Here is a 16,628-nt window from a genome sequence, read left to right as displayed (position 1 = left end):
CAGCCATCATGCCACCTCGAAACTCTCTTCGACACGAACTTTGCCTGACATCAGCAGAGGCAGGAGCTCATCTCGGGCACGGGTGAGCTCGGCAACTTCGTTGTGGAGGTTGACCGATATTGTCCACAGTTCCTCGAGTACAGCGTCCAACTCATCGCGCTCGCCATGGGACGGTAATGCAACGGGCATCGTCGCAACATGGTTCCAGTTCGCGCGCGGCATCCGTGTGCCGCCGCTGCCCGCCATCGCGAACTCAGTGAACGCCGGCTGCGACACGATCGCTTCCAGGGTGGCGGCTCCTACAGTCGCGCGCGGGCGCAGCACCCAGATCTCGGTTGAGCACACGCCCTCATATCCAGGACGGTCGTACTTTCGGAAGTAGGGGCGGAGTCTTCCGTAGAGCACGTCGCCCGCATGGAATCGTAACTTGCTGCTGTCGATGCCGGCGGCTGTCCCGACCGATTGAATGCCACCACCGTCTGTAGCAAAGTTGTCGAGCGCAAGGTAGACGGCGTTAGGCGCGATGTCGGCAGCTTTGACACCGTCTCGCACGAGAGTTGCGATGTCTCCAAACGGAATCTTGGGTTGATCGGTCGCAGCTCGGGCAAACAACTCGTGTGCCAGCTCGCGCGAAGATGCGATCTGGGTGAGGTTCGTCTCGATCAGGTCGTCGAATGTGCCGAGAACCGAAGCAATGCGCCGCTGCTCATCGACCCGCGGCAATTTTGCGACGAACGACTCGATGCGAGCTGGGCTGGTGTGTTTTACGGTCGACCCACTAGCCCCGGCGACCACATGGTGGCGATATTCTCGTCCGCGTAGCAGATATGAAACGAACCCCAGATCCGCCCGCTCATCGTCAATGATGACGACCTTGCCGATTCGCTGGTTATGTAGGTAGTTTCGCCCATTATTGGGGATCGTCGCGGAGTAACCCAGGGTGTCTGCCGAACGGCTCAAATCGGTCATGGTGACCACCACATCGCCCGGCGTCAGTAGGTACTCGGGGCTGAACTCTCCAACAAAGGTCTTCGGTTTTGCCTCTTTGAATCCACCGCCGACAGAGAAGTTCCCAGGCGTCATCAGGGTCGGGAAGCCGAGGTCATCGGAGAAGGCTGCACCGGCGAACGCAAATCCGTGCTTGATAGACAGGACTTCGCTGAGTCGAGTTGGTGCCCAGCTAGTCATCAGCAACCACCAGAGCCTCAAGGGCAACGCGCATGCGTTCTTCCAGTCCACTACGCGCGGCAAAGCCATCGCGGATCGCCGCGCTAAGCCGGGCGATCTTCTCGTCGAGGGGCACCCCGTCGTCCTCGACCTCCTCTGCACCTACGTAACGGCCCGGTGTGAGGATGTAATCATGCTCGGCGATCTCGCTCGTTGGCACGCTACGACAGAACCCGGCGACATCTTCGTATGGCATGCCGTCGCTCGTCTCGGTGCCACGCCAGGCGTGGTAGGCGTCGGCAATCGTATTGATGTCGTCGTCATTGAAGGCTCGCACGGTGCGCGTCTCCATGTAACCGAGGTTCTTGCGGGCGTCGATGAAAAGGGTCTCCCCCACGCGCTTACGCGTCTTCGCCCCGTTCGGTATGCCCGCCTTATTCTTCGTCATGAACCACAAGCAAACCGGGATCTGCGTACCGAAGAAGAGTTGCGGCGGCAAAGCGACGATGCACTCGACGAGCTCGGCCTCGACCAAATTCTTGCGGATCTCGCCCTCGCCGCTCTGCTGGCTCGACAGCGAACCATTGGCGAGAACGGTGACCATCGTGCCGGTCGGTGAGAGGTGGTACAGCATGTGCTGGATCCACCCAAAGTTCGCATTGCCCGTTGGCGGCATCCCATACTTCCAGCGAGAGTCATTTGCGAGACGTTGCCCGCCCCAGTCATCCTGGTTGAACGGTGGGTTCGCGATGACAAAGTCGGCGCGCAGGTCAGGGTGCTTGTCTGCGTGGAAGGAATCGCCCCACTCTGGACCAAGGTTCGCTTCAATGCCTCGCAGAGCGAGATTCATCTTGGCCAAACGCCAGGTGGTCGGCACCGATTCCTGTCCGTAAACGGAGATGTCAGCATGGGTACCGCCGTGCGCCCGGACGAACTTGTCCGCCTGGACGAACATGCCTCCGGAGCCGCAGGCGGGATCGTAGACACGGCCGTGGTACGGCTGAAGCATCTCGACAAGCAACTGGACTACGGAACGAGGCGTGTAGTATTGCCCGCCTCGCTTGCCCTCACCGCCGGCGAACCTGCCGAGGAAGTACTCGTACACGCGCCCCAGAACGTCGAGGTCCTTGTGCTCCTCCGCCGCGAGGTCACTGCGCGAAAAGACGTCGATGAGGCCTCCGAGCATCTGGGGAGTGAGTTCCTGACGTGAGAAGCTCTTCGGTAATACACCCTTCAAGCTCGGATTCTCCCGCTCTATAGCGTCCATAGCCGTGTCGATGCGACCACCGATGTCCGATTGCTTTCCGGCCTTCCTGAGATCGTCCCAGCGGTGCCCCTCAGGGATCCAAAAGACGCCCTCGGCGGTGTACTCGTCACGGTCTTCGAGGACTGAGAGCTTCGCCGCTTCATTTGGCATGAAGTAGTCCGAGGACTCGTCATTCACGAGCCGGGCAAGCTCGTCGTGACGGACCATGAAAGTATCCGAGACGTACTTCAGGAAGATCAGTCCAAGCACGACATGCTTGTAGTCGGCGGCATCCATCGAGGATCGCAAGGCAGTGGCGGCCTCCCAGAGGGTCTCTTCGAGTGACTGCTTCTGCTTCATCTTCGGGGGCATTGCACTCCTGGGGGCTGAACGAGATCGACCTCGGCGTCGCTCACTGGCTGTTGATAAGACGGCGTAAAGAGAACACACCCGCGATTCAATCCAATGCTATCGAGCAGCTGAGAACTTGTTGCGTAACTAGGACCCGCATTCGCAAGCCGGAAGCCTTCGCGTTCACGCTGACGCCGCTCTTAGAGCGCGCCCGCGAAGGACGCGGTCAGCGGTCGACAGTCGATCGGGGCCGGGCGATAGCAGGATTCTGGACTCATTTGAGCCGAGAATCTCTCGTAAGCACGGCTACTGCGTCGCGCCAAACCTCTCCCCCGAACTAACCTGCTGTGCCACCCGCCGCAACGCCAACAACAACGGCTCCACCAGCACCGATCCCAACACCACGTACCGCACCGCGGCCTCCGCAGACTCCTCCGGCACCCCCGCGATCTCCGCATCCGCAATCCGCCGCATGCTCGCGAGGTACTCCGCCATCGCCGCATCCGGAACGGTGAACCCGACGCGCTCCAAGCCCTGCAGCGCCCGCGCGACCGCATGCAGCACTGCCTCGTCACACATCCCCGGCTTCCACCCGAGCCCGGCCACAAGAGCCTCAGCGTCCGTCAGATCCAAAGACTCATCCACCGGCGGAGTGATCGCCGCATGCGCCATCCCGAGCAGGTTGTGCGCATTCTCCGGCGGCTCATCGAGCGCGGCCAGCACCCGCCGCGTCTCGGCGATGCTCACCCCCGCGTCGAGTAGCGCCCGGATCACCCGCAACCGCTCCACGTGCTTCTCGCCGTACGCGGCCTGAGTCGGAGCACTGCGCTCGCCCTCGGGCAGCAGCCCCTCACGCAGGTAGTACTTGATCGTCGGCACGGTCACGCCGGTCTGGGCTGACAGTTCGGAAATTCTCATGGCCACCTCTTGACTTCGATAGTAGCGCTATCCATTATGGATAGTGAAGCTATCCAACCAAGGAGTCATCATGTCGAAAGTCATCACGGGCCGCATGACCCACCGCCACGAGGGCGAGCTCGTCGTGTTCCACATCGGGATGCAGATCAACCGCTGGTGGCGCCCCGACCTGTGGATGCCGGCCTTCTTCGCCATGCCGGGGATGCTGCGCGAACTCAGCACCGACCCCGACTCGGGCATGCTCGGCTACCACCTGCTCTTCGGATCGGGCGGCCCCTACGTCGTGCAGTACTGGTCGTCCGTCGACAAGCTCTACGCCTACGCGTCCAGCCCGAACCAGGAACACCGCCCCGCCTGGACCGCCTTCAACCGCGCAGCCCGCAAGGCTCCGGGCGCTGTCGGCATCTGGCACGAGACCTTCCGCGTCGACACCGCCGAGAGCGTCTATGTGTCGACGAAGCCGATGGGACTACCGAAGGCGACGAAGCTCGTCGAGGTGCCGCGGCGTCAGGACCGGGCGCAGGCGCGGTTCGCGGAAGGGCGTACGAAGGCGCAGCCACATCCGACCACCGCGGGCTGACGGGGAGTGAACGTGCCCGGAAAAGGTCTACCCGGGCACCCCGCGCTCTGCCACCATGAGGGCCATGACCCCCAACGATGCTCCGCCCGCAGTGGCACCCCAAGGCGAACGGACGACGCTCGAGAAGCTCCACGACGGGCTGACGAGTCCCGGCGGACGACTCATCCGGTACATCCTCGTCCTGGTCATCGTCGGGGCCGCCGTGTACTTCTCTCTCGCGGGATGGTTCCAGGTCTGCGAGGTCGTCGAATCGGAGAAGGAAGGACTCACCCGCACCTGTTCGGGACCAGACCTCACGAGCGCCGGAGTACTCGCAGCCGTCATCTTCGTGTTGCTGCTCCTCTGGCCCGACCTCTCGGAGTTCAGCGCCTTCGGAGTCACGCTGAAGAAGCTGGTTCAGAAGGTCGACGAGAAGATTACGGATACGCGCGACAAGGCGACCCATATCGACGGGACGACGACCGAGACGAAGTCGCGCCTTGAGAGTCTGAGTTCCACCATCGACAGTCAGGGCGGCGACGTCCGCGCACGCCTCTCCCTCATCCAATCGAACCTGACCCGCATGAGTGAAAGCGGATGGGGCCGCGAGACCGCACCCCCACGGACCAGCGCGTCACAGTTGACGCCTTCACCGCGCTGGGACCAGTTCGACCGCAACAACTTCCTGAACGCGTGCCGCGGACTATCCGGCCCCGACGAGCTCGACGCAGCCATCAGCGAACTGCACGACATGATCGGCGAACCGTGGTGGCCTGACGCTCTCGAGTTCGGCGTCAGCGGCGACACCGCGAGTTTCGAGGGCCTCATCCTCGAACTCCTCCGACGATTCCGGGGACGGTGGGACGACCGCGCCGTGGAAGACCCCCACCGCGCCGCCGAGATCGACGCCATCCTGCGGGCCATCGAGAGGATGCTTCTCGCACTCATCAGCGGCAAGAAGGTCGACGACGATTCGATCTACACCGCCGCAGGAGTCTTGGTTCTCCTTCACCGAATCGCCTGAGCCGCATCGAGCGCGAGGGTTCGTCTCGCGCTGCTCGCTCGACGAACGGGATGCTCAACCACCGTCTCCCCCGACCCGCCGCCTGCTCATTCCGGAGAGGAACTGGGCGGCCCCGGCCGCTCCGGCCTGCGCCGCAGGAAGAACCGAACGATCCCCCGCACGACGAAGAACACGATCGCCAGGATCACGACGAGAACGACCACACTGATGAGGAGACCCCACCAGCTGAACATCGACCCGGTCATATTTCGCGCTCCTCAGGAAAGGCCGAATCCGCAACGGCAGATTCGTTCACAGTTCAGGATCCCGCACAGTGCGGCCGACTTCGTCAAGGGGCACGACGCGCCGCACATTGAGCACCGCGATCACGCGGTTCCAGAAGGTCTCGTTTGCGAACGCCGACTCGTTCCTCTTCTCAGCCGCAGCCGCGAGCGTGCTGGTCAGCAAGGAAACCATGGCGAAGATCGGGCCCATCCACGGTGCGCGCGCCCCGAGAGTGAACCCCACCACGACGACCACTCCCATGATCAGAAGACCCGGGATGAAGCCCGTCCTCCGATAGGTCGTCGATGGCGCCCCTCCGAGCACGAGGCCCGCGCTCACGGCCAGAGCAGCCGTCAACACGTACGTCAGAATCTCGCCTTCCATACTCATCGTCACGATCGTCTTCCCCAATCCATCAGCAGGTCACTGCTCCCTACGAGCGCCTCGCGAAGCTCCAGCCCCGCTAGCGAGGTTCGAGCCGATAAGGAACGCGAGTAGCCCGATCACGAGGTACGCGGGAAGCGCATCTGCGGCTGGGGTATCAAGGCCTCCTGTCCACCCGAACCACGCCAGGAAGCCGAACCACACCGCAATGGGGATGAGCGCGAGAACAGTGCCTGCGCTCCGCCCCGCTCGTCCAGCCAAGGCTCCCCAGAGGAGAAGAGCTACTCCTACCGCGACGTAGAGCATGGCTTCGGGCTCAGCAGTTCCGTACCCGGACGGCCCACCGACGCCGACCGCGCACTGGACCGAAATGCATCCGCGGGATCCGAAGTCGCCTACTCACCTTCATGTGAGCCATCAAAGCATACATATGAGGACATCCCGATATTCCTCGTCCGCGACTGATCCAGGGCACGTTGGGGGCTCGTGCCCTCGTGTCACTCAGCGCTCGGGACAGCGATAACGTCTTAACGGTTAGGGCGGGGTCGATCAACGAAGGAGCAACAATGACGATTTTCGAACCCTTCACGACAGGGGAAAACGTGGCGAAGGCGACGGTCTCATGACGACTCAGCGCGTCCGCGGCACGGCGCGTGAGCGTGCGGTCGTCGTGGCAATGATCCTCGTCGGCGGGGCGCTGCCAGTCGCCGCCAACGCGCCCCTGTTCCAGGACGTCGTGTGGGTGTTCTGGCTCGCAGGGCTCGTGCTCATGCTCGGCGCGCTGACTCTGGTGCTGCGCATCATCTGGCGCGACCGACGCACCGGAGATTCCTGAGCCCCTCACCGATCCGTCCCGCCACTCACTCTGTAGCGGGGCGGGTCACCGTTCGCCTACTCCGCAATCCCCCGCAGCAACCGCACCACCGTCTCCTCCACCCGCTCCGCACTCAACGGCTGGCCGATCAACGCGAAGTACGAGGCCATCGCGATGAACTGGTCCGCGATCGCGGCAGCATCCACATCCGCTCGCACATCCCCGTCGGCACGCCCGCGCGACACCCGCTCGGCGACCCACTCGCGGATCGGCGCGGCCAGCCGCTCGTTCAACACCAAGCCCAGCTCGGGATCGGCTGCCGTCACCTCGATGAGCGCCCGAGCCAGCGCGACGCCCTCGGGTTGAGCCAACCCGTCGGACATCGCCGAGAACCACGCCCGCAGATCCGCCCCGAGGTCGGCCGTCATCGGCACCGCGACATCCGCCCCTGGCACTGAGCCTTCGAGCAGCGCCTCGCCGAGGATCGCGGCCTTCGACGGCCACCACCGGTAGATCGTCTGCTTCGACACCTCCGCCGACTCAGCGAGACCCTCGATCGTCACGGCCTCGTACCCGTCTGCGGCGAGCGCGCGCCGCATCGCCTCCAGCACGGATTGACGGGCTTTTTCGCTACGAGGACGGGGCACCTTTCGAGCGTACTCAGGCGTACACTGGAATATAAGTAGACGCACCGTTGCGAAACTCGAACAAGGAGAAAGAGCATGGCCCTCACCGCACACTCCACCATCGGCGACTGGATGAACGACCCGACCGGCGGGCCCCTCATCCGCGCACTCTTCGAGCAGACCGGCGCCGACCCCGAACTCCTCACCCCCGTGCTGGGCCTGCCCCTGCAGCAGCTCGTCGCGATGAGCCAGGGCCAGCTCCCCCAGTCGGTCGTCGACGACCTGGTGCGCGCGGCCAACGGCGGCGAGATCCCCGAAGACGACGAGTCCGCGGGCTGGAACGAGAAGGTCACCTCCGGCCGCTTCGCCGGTAAGACCGTCATCGTCACGGGCGCCGCCTCGGGCATCGGCAAGGCCACCGCCTCGCGCATCGCCCGCGAAGGTGGACGCGTGATCGCCAGCGACATCGCCGCCGAGAAGCTCGACGCCCTCAAGGCCGAGCTGCCGGATGCCGACATCGTCACGGTCGCCGGAGACCTCACCAAGCAGGAGGCCATCGACGCCGTCATCGCCGCCGCGGGCGACCGCATCGACGGCCTCGCGAACGTCGCCGGCATCAACGATGACTTCTCCCCCGCGGGCGAGACCCCGGATGCCGTCTGGGACCGCGTCATCGCGATCAACCTCACCGCTCCGTTCAAGCTCATGCGCGCGGTCATCCCCGTCATGGAGGCGGCCGGTCGTGGCGCCATCCTCAACGTCTCGAGCGAGGCGGGCCTGCGCGGCAACTCCTCCGGCAACGCCTACACGGCCAGCAAGCACGGCATCATCGGCGTCACCAAGTCCGCGGCCTTCATGTACGGGCCGAAGGGCATCCGTGTGAACTCCGTCGCCCCGGGCGGCGTCGCCACCGGCATCCCGATGCCCCCGAACATGTCCGAGTACGGCTCCGGCCGCCTCGCTCCGTTCCAGCAGGCGATCCCGACGGTGGCTACGGCCGAGCACCTCGCGGCATCCATCACGTTCCTGCTGTCGGACGACGCCGTGAACATCAACGGCGCCATCCTCGCCTCCGACGGCGGATGGTCGGTGCAGTAACCCGCACCCGCGAAACCAACGCCCCCGCCGACCCGAACGGCGGGGGCGTTTCGCGTTCCGAGGCAGGCTCTTTCGCCATGCCCCGACGACTGCCGTGCCCGCCTCGCGGCGGAGCGATGTCTACGAGTAGGTCAAGCCGAAGAAGGTGGACCCGAGCATGAGGGTCAGGACGGCGACGATCGCGCTGACGGCCCGCACCCACGCCGTTCCGCGGCGCACGGCGACCACACCGGAGAGGACCGCAGCGATCATCGTCGCGAAACTCAGGTAGCGGATGGTGAGATCCGGCAGTACCGCCGCTGTCGCGATGCCCGCAAGAAGTGCGAGAACGGCGGCGACCGCAGGGACCACGAGACGACTCCCCACGTGCGGTCGGGTGCGGATGACCCCACTCCTCTGCTCCGAGACACTCATGCTCTCTCCCCCATCAGCCTGACAATCGACGCGGCCAGGATCCCATGTCGTCGGCGCGGTGGCAACAGGCGGTCATGGTGGGACGCCGAGGACTCCGCACCCTATCGACCCGGATACAAGGGGACTGAGGCCCGCACTCGGCGCCCCTACACTCGACCGCATGCTGAAGCTCGCATCGATCGTGATCCGCGTGAACGATCTCCCCGCACAGGCCCGCTTCTGGAAGGCCGCCCTCGACTACGTCGAACGCGACCCGGCGGAAGACGACTGGGTCGTGCTGAAACCCCGCGACGCCGACGCTCCCTGCATCGCCCTCGACGCGCACCACTCCGAACGCGTGCTGCCGCCGCGCATCCACCTCGACATCTACGCCGAGGATCAGGCGGCCGAAGTGCGCCGACTCACCGAGCTGGGTGCCCGCGAGGTGCACTGGGACAACCGGCCGGCCGACGCCGACTACGTGATCATGGAAGACCCCGAAGGCAACCGGTTCTGCATCGTCGACCGCCCCGACTGGGCGGGATGGAAGCGCGCGCGCGACTGACAGCCGCTCACTGCCTCACACCCGGACGAGCGTCTCCGCCATCTCGACCAACTCGTCCATCTCGCAGAGCAGCCCCGAGGCATACGCCCGCCGCCACTCCTCCGCCGTGAGTCCCTCGCGCACCCGGCGGCGATACAGCTCGAAGTCGGCAGGCTCGTTGGCCCGAGGGTCGAATCCGTAGCGCCTGCCGATCGCATCGACGGCTCCGATGATCCGCGCCCCCGTCGCATCCGCACCGAGCGCGGCCGCCGCACCCGCAGCAACCGAGACGGCGATCAGGAGCGACACCGGATCACCGCCGGCAGCGCTCCGCCGCACCGCGGGCAATAGCATGGCCATCGCCGCCGGCCCCTGACGCAGGTCGAGCTGAACCTTCGCCGCCACCACCGGCGCCATGAGCATCACCCACTCGTGACCGCACCGCGACGCGAGCGCCCCGGCACGGCCCAGCAGCTCAATCGCCTCCCGCGATCGCCCCGACGCCCGATGCACCTGACCGGTGATGAGCAGGATCATCGCCGCCGCCGCATCCGGCATCTCATCGACGTCGGCGAGCGCGACCGCCACCTGGGCCACCGGGTCGCCCGCCGGCTCCGGACTGAGCGTGAGGAGGTAGGCGGAGAACGCCGCAGCGAGCCGCCGCAACGCGCGATCTCCGGAAGCTTCCGCCGGTGCCCGCGCTGCCGAGATCCATGTCGCCGCCTCAAACATCTGACCCAGCTGATACGCGAGGAACCCCCTCGTGAGACTCAGCGCCGCCTCGAGAGACGGAGTGGCCGACAGCGCCGACGCCCGGCGCACCATCTCGAGCAGCTCCTGCTGCCGCCCCGCTCGCACCCCGAACCAGAGCAGACCCCCGGCGATGGTCGCCGCGGTCTCCCCGTCGTCGGCGAGCACCGCGGAGTCGAACGCGGCCACGACATCCGGCCACTCGATCCGCAGCCGAGAGATCACCACCCCGGATCCCTCGGCCGTCAGAGCGACGGATGCCTCCGCAGCCTGCGACGCGAACCATGCGCGATGCCGCCGATGCCACTGCTCATCCAGAGTCTCACCGCCCGCGGCGGCCCGCCGGATGAGCGGAGACACGCGGAAGACCGGCTCCGCCTCTCCCTCCTCCGCTGAGACGAGCGAGAACGACACGAGCTGATCGAGGTCGCGATCACGCGGCCTCTCCCCGCACACGGCCGCGGCGGCACCGCGGGTGAACGGCGCCGCGAACCCGGCGAGGCAGCGCAGAGTGTCGTGCTGCTCGCTCGTCAGGAGCGCCAGTGACGACCGCAGGGCCGCGGCCAACCGCGGTTCGCCGGCCTCCTCCGACCGGTCGATCTCCCGCAGCATCGAATCGCCGACCTCGGCGAGCGGCATCACGGCGGTCCGCGCGGCCGCCAGCTCGATCGCCAGCGGCAGCCGGCCCAGCATGTCGACGAGCCGGCCGATCGTGACGGCATCCGCCGCGCGCGCCGCCGGAGGGAGCCTCGTCTCGAACAGCTCGTGCGCGTCCGCCGCGGGCAGAGGATCGACCCGCAACACACTCTCGCCGGGAACGCCGAGTGTCCGCCGCGACGTCGACAGCACGGCGAGTCCGCGCGCCCGCGCGAGTACGGCCACAGCGACGGCTGCCACGCCGACACTCGCCCCCTCCGCCCCGTCGATGACGAGGATGCCGCGCCGGTCGGCCAGATGCTCCGCGATCGCTTCCGGCGCCGCATCCGGGGCACCGACGGCAGACGCGATCACCGGCGCGACGGTGCCATCGACCTCGTCTCCGACGTTCACGAACCAGATGTAATCCTCGCCGGCGACCGCGTCACTGCCCAGCCAATCGACCGCGAGCCTCGTCTTGCCCACGCCCGCCGCGCCCGTGAGCGTGACCAGGCGCGCGACATCGAGCGCTGCCGTCAGCGCCGCACGCTCCTCCCGACGCCCCACCATCGGGGCGATCGGCGCCGGCACACCGAACATGCGCCCCGCGTGCGCCGCGAGGTTCGATACCGAGTGAGCGCCCGGGCTGCGGTCACACTCCGACACCGCACCACCGCCCAGGCGCGCCAGCGCTCGATCCCCCGCGTCGGCCCGCGCCCGCGCCGTGTGCAGCAGAGCCAAGACGTCGTCATCATCGGGATGAGCCGCGCGCAGACCCTGCAGCGTCACCAGCGCCCGCGCGTTGTCGCCGGCATCCAGGTCGGCACGAACGCCGAGCAGCCGAGCCCGATCGACGGCGGTCCGGACCCGCACCCGCGCGAGGGCAGCGAAGGGTGGATCGCCGATCCCCTGCAGCGGCGAGTCCCGCCACCGCAGCAGCAGCGAACGCACCTCTTCGGAGTCGGACGGGATGACCCCGGCCTCGGCATCCTCCAGCGTCCAGAGGTCGACCTGCATCCCGGGATCGTCGACGAGACGGTAGCCAGCCCGCCCACCCTCGAGCCAGGCGCCGAGAGGCGTCGCACGCAGTCGTGACATGTACGCCCGGGCGGTCGTCCGCGCCTGCGCGGGCGGCTCGGCCCACAGGTCGTCGATGAGGTCTTCCAGAGCGACCGGCGCTCCGCGTTCGAGAGCGAGCCGAGCGATGACGGCGCGCGGAAGCGGACCCCCGACCGGCACCCGCTCGCCGTCGACGGACGCCTCGATCCGGTCGAGAAGCTGAACGCGCGCGGTGGCCACAGCCGATCATTGCACGAACGTTGCACTCGGTCGAGAGCCAGGATCGAGGCATCCTTCGAGCCCGAGGCTGGAGACATGAATCACACAGATGCCCCTGTTCAGACCCGGTTCCGCACCTCGCTCGGCGACATCGCAGCGACCGTCATGGGCAGTGGCCCCTATGCGGTTCTCTGGCACGGCATGTTCGTCGACGGCGACTCCTGGGGTTCGGTCGTCGAGGCACTCGCCCCGCACCGGACGCTCGTCGTGCTCGACGGCCCCGGTTACGGCGCGAGCACCCCGTTGTCACGGGTGAGTTCGATCGAGGAGTGCGCGGAAGCCGGCGCGCAGATCATCGAGCAGCTCGGGGGAGACGGACGCGTCGACTGGGTGGGTGCGGCCTGGGGTGGTCACGTGGGGATGACCATGGCCGCGCTCTTCCCGGACACCGTCCGCTCACTGGTCGCGGTGAGCTCGCCGGTGGAGCCGATCGACCCGGTGTTCCGGATCAAGCTCATCATCGCCAACCAGATCCTGGCCCACTTCGGACCCATCGCCCACCTCCGGCACGTGATCCACGACGCTCAGCTGATACCGCCGCACACCAAGGACCGGTCGATGACCGACGTGATCGACCGCGCCCTGAGGCGCGCACCGCGGCGGAGCATCGCCGCCACCGTCACGTCGTTCATCATCAACCGCGGCGACGCCTCGCACCGCCTGCCGCGGATCACCGCGCCCACCCTGCTCATCACCGGCGACGACCGCGGCGAATGGACGCCCGAGGTGATGGATGCCGCAGCCAGCCGGATCCCCGACGCCAGGACCCTCGTCATCGAAAGCGCGCGCACCCTCGTGCCGGTCGAGCAGCCCGCGGAGCTCGCGGCAGGCATCGTGGAGTTCTGGCAGTCACTGGATGCGCGCTGACTCTGCCGGCGTCCGATCCCGCTCCACGACCATCCGCACCACCGTGCCGACCGCGCCGATCACGAGCGCCACGATCACCGGCTGCCACACCTCGGCGAGCACCATCGGGAACACCCCCACCGACGCCCTCATCATCTCGGGAACGTCGCCGTCGAGCACCCGCATGCCGAGTCCGTACTGGATCGCCGTGAACAGCGCCGGCACGACCCACACCGCGAGGAGCCCCACGACCCAGACCACGATCCGCCAGGCCGGCCGCACCCCGCACCACACCAGCGCCGCACCGACGACGACCGCCGGCAGCCACGGCGCCAGATAGGGCAGGAACGCCGGCGGGAACGCGTCGCCCGTGACGGCCAGGAAACAGCGGCTCACCCAGTTGCTGAACGGCACCGCCGCGAGCACGACGCCCAGGGCGACCACCCCGACCGACCGCCGCGATGTCATCCAGAAGCCCAGCTGCGCGAGGAGCACCGCCGCGACCACACCGCCGAGGAGCCCGGCGAAGTAGACCATCGCCCGGCTGTCGCCCCCACGGCCGAGCCCGAGCCCGCCGGCCAGTACCGCGAAGCTCTGCAGCACCGCGATCACGTGTACGAGCAACACCCCGAGCGCCGCGGGCCACACGGCGATCGCACGACGGCGCGCCACGAAGTGCACCGTGAACCCGGCGAAGACCCCGCCGAGCAGCAACAACGAGAAGAGCAGCGTCGCGAAGTACTGACTCAGCGGCAGCAGCACGAACGGCATGTCCTCCGGCATCGTCGCCGACGCCCAGAGGTTCTGCAGCGGAAGGATGCCGCCGCCGATCAACCACGGCAGAATCCCCAGCACACCCCCGCCGACGCCGATCGCGAAGGGCAGGGCGCGAGCGCGCGCGGGCGCATCGACGGGTGGCGATATTTCGGTCATGGGGAGACCCTGCCAGACGGAGCCCGCCGCTCAGGGAAGGCGCGACCGAATCCTCGCGCAGACGACGGCACCGCCGCCTGCCGATCCGACCGCTCGTCAGACCTGGCCGGGGCGACCGTCCCGCGCCATCGCCTGCCGATGCGAGGTGAGTGCCGCACGCACGGCCGAGTAGATCACCAGCCACGTGAGCAGAACGCCGATGAGGATCACGGCTGACCAGAACAGGATGATGAGGAGGATGCTGTCGCCGAACATGGCCTCAGGATGCCGCAGAGTCGGCGCCGTGCGGGTCAGACTCCCCGCATCCGTTCCACCGCCGCCCGCACCAGCGCCGCATTCCCGGGCGCACTGCTGCCGTCGGGGAGCAGCAGAGTGTCTTCCAAGCCGATCCGCGAATCCAGGCCGAGCTCGACCGCGAGGTCGAACACCGGCCACGTCGAACCCTCTTCGCCATGCAGCAGGATGGGCAGGTCGGGCTCCTCGAGCGACACGTGCGCGATCATCGCCTCGGCGTGCTCACGAACGGTCTCGGCCGGCTCGTCGGGCAGCTCGATCAGCACGCGCAGGCACCGGTCGCGCACGGGCGAGCGCTTCCACACCTCGAAGCCCGCCGCATCCCACAACCCCGCCTCGACCGCCACCCCACGCCGCAGCAGCAGGGCCGCCACCTCGTCGGCACCGAACTCATGCCAGTTGACGGATGCGTGGTCGGGCAGCTCCGTCCACGACTCGATCGCGGCCAGACGACGCTCGACATCGGGCTCGGCCCACTCGCCGGTCGTCACTCCGACCGGCACGCCCGGCGCGGCTTGACGGACAGCCCACACCCACCGGGCCACATCGTCGGCGGCCAGGCTGTCGCGCCCCGCCGCATCCTTCGGGTGCACATGCACCTCGCGCGCACCGGCGGCCACGGCCCGTGCGGCATCATCGGCCACCACGCCGGGGTCGAGGCTCAACCACGGATGCTCCGCGGGATCCCTGGCGCCGTTGACACATGCCTGCAACAGCATCCGGCCCTCGGAACCGGCTGCGCGCGCACCCTCGGACGGCACGCTCATCCGATCAGGTCGCGCGGATGACGCTCGTACGCGCTCTCGTCCTTTGAGGGGCCCTCCTCGGTGCGCACCGAGTGTGCGACCTGGCGCGCCATCGCCGCACCACGAGCGGCCTTCACCGCATCGGCCTCGGTCTCGAAGCTCGCACCCAACGTCTGCGATTCACCCTCGATGCGGTTGAACCAGATGCCATTGCGATGGAAAGTCTCGATATCACCTGCGGCCATGCGGGATCCCTTCTCTCGACTCCCTTTCTACGGCACACGACCGACACCCGCTGAGCCCCTTGACACCCTCCGCAGACGTGTCCGACCCGGTCGACTCAGCCGCCGAAGCCGGCCCGCCGCACCGCATCGCCCATCGCCGCGAACGCCTCTTCGAGGATCGGGCGCGGGGTCGCGAACACGACCCGGACGAAGCCCTCCGCACCGTGCCCGAGCAACCGACCTTCGGTGAGCACGACCCCGGCCTGCTCGCGGAAGAACTCCGCCGGCGGCCCCGGGATGCCGAGCGCACGGGTGTCGATCCAGCCGATGTACGTGGCATCGGGCACCCGGTACACGGCTCCCGGCAGATGCTCCGCCACGAGTGAGGTGAGCTCCCGCCGCGACCCGTCGAGGTACTCGAGCACGTGCGACAGCCAGGGCTTGCCCTCGCGATACGCGGCCGTCGAGGCCACGACACCGAGGGTCGACGCCCCGTGCTGCACCGCGAACCCGAACCGTTTGTACAGCTGCTGATCCGCATCGTTCGAGGTGATGAGCTGCGCGGTCTTCAGCCCCGGGATGTTCCACGCCTTCGACGCGCTCGTCCCTGTCACCGTGTGCGCGGCCGTCGCCTCCGACACCGACGCGTACGGGACGAAGGGCGCCCCGTCGTAGCGCAGCGGCGCGTGGATCTCGTCCGCGAACACCCGCCCGCCGTGCCGCTCGACGACCTCGGCGATGGCCTCGAGCTCATCGCGCCCGACGATGGTGCCCGTCGGGTTGTGCGGGTTGCAGAGCACGAGCGTCCGCGCCCCCGCGGCGAACGCCTCGTCGATGCGCTGCAGGTCGTGCTGCCAGCGTCCGTCGACCTCGACCCCGGGAACCTCGATCACCGGATGCCCGATCGCCGGCAGATATGTCAGGAACGGCATATAGGCCGGAGTCGGCACGATCACCGGCGAGCCAGCGGGTGCATACTCCTGCACCGCGACCCCGAGCGCGGCCATCACATCCGACACCGGATGCACGCGCTCCGGGTCGACCGCCCAGTCGTATTCGCTCCGCATCCACCCCGCGGTGGCCTCCCCCAGCTCCGCGGCCTGCGGAGGCGAGAGGTACCCGAGGTTCTCGTCGTCGACGGCCCGGTGCAGCGCCGCCGCGATCTCGGGCGCGATCCCGAAGTCCATCTCCGCCACCCAGGCCCCGATGCGACCGGGGTGCAGACTCCACTTGCGGCTCTGCGGCCTGTCGAGGAACAGGCGGGTGCGTTCGTCGAACGGATGCGGGGAGGCGTGTGCGCTCATGGTCGTGGGTTCGCGCCGGCTCAGCCGACGGCGTCCGCACAGGACAGGCGCGGGGCACGGATCTCGGGCACGGGAAACTCCATTCACAGCGGGGTCCGACCAATCTACGGACGCCCCGCCCCGGTCGCACTTCGCGTTTCCGTCCGTGACGGTGGGCATGCCCGGCCCG

Annotated in this window: 19 protein-coding genes; 6 read left to right on the top strand and 13 right to left on the bottom strand. The window is 67.4% G+C overall.

Features of this window, described 5'->3' with window-relative positions; all coding sequences use genetic code 11:
• Positions 1-6: 6 nt before the first annotated feature.
• From CQ034_RS15765 to CQ034_RS15755, 3 genes are all read right to left on the bottom strand, one after another.
• On the bottom strand, positions 7-1,188 hold the full coding sequence (locus CQ034_RS15765; protein ID WP_181156350.1) for a restriction endonuclease subunit S: 1,182 nt from the start codon (positions 1,186-1,188) through the stop codon (positions 7-9).
• Positions 1,181-2,785, bottom strand: a complete 1,605-nt coding sequence (locus CQ034_RS15760; protein ID WP_105711791.1) for a class I SAM-dependent DNA methyltransferase — start codon at positions 2,783-2,785, stop codon at positions 1,181-1,183. The genes CQ034_RS15765 and CQ034_RS15760 overlap by 8 nt, the downstream gene beginning before the upstream one ends.
• 285 nt (positions 2,786-3,070) lie before the next feature.
• Positions 3,071-3,682, bottom strand: coding sequence for a MerR family transcriptional regulator (locus CQ034_RS15755; protein ID WP_105711790.1), 612 nt, complete (start codon positions 3,680-3,682; stop codon positions 3,071-3,073).
• A 70-nt stretch (positions 3,683-3,752) separates the two neighbouring features.
• Between CQ034_RS15755 and CQ034_RS15750 the strand changes: the two genes are divergently transcribed.
• Both CQ034_RS15750 and CQ034_RS15745 read left to right on the top strand, forming a co-directional pair.
• Entirely contained in the window at positions 3,753-4,262 is a 510-nt protein-coding gene (locus CQ034_RS15750; protein ID WP_105711789.1) for a DUF4188 domain-containing protein, read from the top strand.
• 64 nt (positions 4,263-4,326) lie between these two features.
• The gene (locus CQ034_RS15745; protein ID WP_105711788.1) at positions 4,327-5,265 is read left to right on the top strand and encodes a hypothetical protein; all 939 of its coding nucleotides are present in this window, start codon (positions 4,327-4,329) and stop codon (positions 5,263-5,265) included.
• Positions 5,266-5,351: 86 nt separating this feature from the next.
• Here CQ034_RS15745 and CQ034_RS19625 read toward each other — a convergent pair whose 3' ends face one another.
• Positions 5,352-5,510, bottom strand: a complete 159-nt coding sequence (locus tag CQ034_RS19625; protein WP_181156349.1) for a hypothetical protein — start codon at positions 5,508-5,510, stop codon at positions 5,352-5,354.
• 46 nt (positions 5,511-5,556) lie between these two features.
• Positions 5,557-5,919 carry a hypothetical protein gene (locus tag CQ034_RS15740; RefSeq protein ID WP_105711787.1) on the bottom strand — a complete coding sequence of 121 codons (363 nt, stop codon included), beginning with the start codon at positions 5,917-5,919 and terminating at the stop codon, positions 5,557-5,559.
• 616 nt (positions 5,920-6,535) lie between these two features.
• On the opposite strand from CQ034_RS15740, the gene CQ034_RS15735 reads away from it, so the two are divergent.
• Positions 6,536-6,748: a hypothetical protein gene (locus tag CQ034_RS15735; protein ID WP_105711786.1), complete on the top strand. Its 213-nt coding sequence runs from the start codon at positions 6,536-6,538 to the stop codon at positions 6,746-6,748.
• 56 nt (positions 6,749-6,804) lie between these two features.
• Here CQ034_RS15735 and CQ034_RS15730 read toward each other — a convergent pair whose 3' ends face one another.
• A complete protein-coding gene (locus tag CQ034_RS15730; RefSeq protein WP_258134242.1) occupies positions 6,805-7,374 on the bottom strand; it encodes a TetR/AcrR family transcriptional regulator in 570 nt (189 codons plus the stop codon).
• A 75-nt stretch (positions 7,375-7,449) separates the two neighbouring features.
• Between CQ034_RS15730 and CQ034_RS15725 the strand changes: the two genes are divergently transcribed.
• Complete coding sequence (locus CQ034_RS15725; protein ID WP_105711784.1) at positions 7,450-8,451, top strand: SDR family NAD(P)-dependent oxidoreductase; 1,002 nt, start codon at positions 7,450-7,452, stop codon at positions 8,449-8,451.
• Positions 8,452-8,571: 120 nt separating this feature from the next.
• On the opposite strand, the gene CQ034_RS15720 is transcribed toward CQ034_RS15725, so the two are convergent.
• Entirely contained in the window at positions 8,572-8,865 is a 294-nt protein-coding gene (locus CQ034_RS15720; protein ID WP_146114859.1) for a hypothetical protein, read from the bottom strand.
• A gap of 160 nt (positions 8,866-9,025) precedes the next feature.
• Here CQ034_RS15720 and CQ034_RS15715 point away from each other — a divergent pair, with 160 nt between their 5' ends.
• Entirely contained in the window at positions 9,026-9,409 is a 384-nt protein-coding gene (locus CQ034_RS15715) for a VOC family protein (RefSeq protein WP_105711782.1), read from the top strand.
• A 15-nt stretch (positions 9,410-9,424) separates the two neighbouring features.
• Here the strand turns inward: CQ034_RS15715 and CQ034_RS15710 are convergent, their stop codons facing one another.
• Complete coding sequence (locus tag CQ034_RS15710; protein WP_105711781.1) at positions 9,425-12,073, bottom strand: hypothetical protein; 2,649 nt, start codon at positions 12,071-12,073, stop codon at positions 9,425-9,427.
• A gap of 75 nt (positions 12,074-12,148) precedes the next feature.
• Between CQ034_RS15710 and CQ034_RS15705 the strand changes: the two genes are divergently transcribed.
• Complete coding sequence (locus tag CQ034_RS15705) at positions 12,149-12,979, top strand: alpha/beta fold hydrolase (protein ID WP_105711780.1); 831 nt, start codon at positions 12,149-12,151, stop codon at positions 12,977-12,979.
• Here CQ034_RS15705 and CQ034_RS15700 read toward each other — a convergent pair.
• From CQ034_RS15700 to CQ034_RS15685, 5 genes are all read right to left on the bottom strand, one after another.
• Positions 12,962-13,891 (bottom strand): hypothetical protein, encoded by a 930-nt coding sequence (locus CQ034_RS15700; RefSeq protein WP_258134241.1) that lies wholly within the window; start codon positions 13,889-13,891, stop codon positions 12,962-12,964. The two genes, CQ034_RS15705 and CQ034_RS15700, sit on opposite strands and share 18 nt — an antisense overlap.
• A 96-nt stretch (positions 13,892-13,987) precedes the next feature.
• The gene (locus tag CQ034_RS19620; protein ID WP_181156348.1) at positions 13,988-14,146 is read right to left on the bottom strand and encodes a hypothetical protein; all 159 of its coding nucleotides are present in this window, start codon (positions 14,144-14,146) and stop codon (positions 13,988-13,990) included.
• Between the two features lie 35 nt (positions 14,147-14,181).
• Positions 14,182-14,952 (bottom strand): 3-keto-5-aminohexanoate cleavage protein, encoded by a 771-nt coding sequence (locus CQ034_RS15695; protein WP_258134240.1) that lies wholly within the window; start codon positions 14,950-14,952, stop codon positions 14,182-14,184.
• A complete protein-coding gene (locus CQ034_RS15690) occupies positions 14,949-15,176 on the bottom strand; it encodes a DUF2188 domain-containing protein (RefSeq protein WP_105711779.1) in 228 nt (75 codons plus the stop codon). The genes CQ034_RS15695 and CQ034_RS15690 overlap by 4 nt, the downstream gene beginning before the upstream one ends.
• A 95-nt stretch (positions 15,177-15,271) precedes the next feature.
• Positions 15,272-16,459, bottom strand: a complete 1,188-nt coding sequence (locus CQ034_RS15685; RefSeq protein WP_105711778.1) for a MalY/PatB family protein — start codon at positions 16,457-16,459, stop codon at positions 15,272-15,274.
• Positions 16,460-16,628 lie beyond the last annotated feature (169 nt).

Origin of the sequence: Microbacterium sp. MYb45 (assembly GCF_002979655.1) — a bacterium.
GTDB lineage: Bacteria > Actinomycetota > Actinomycetes > Actinomycetales > Microbacteriaceae > Microbacterium.
Note: the sequence above shows the minus strand (reverse complement) of the source record. Positions and strands in the feature narration are given on the sequence as shown.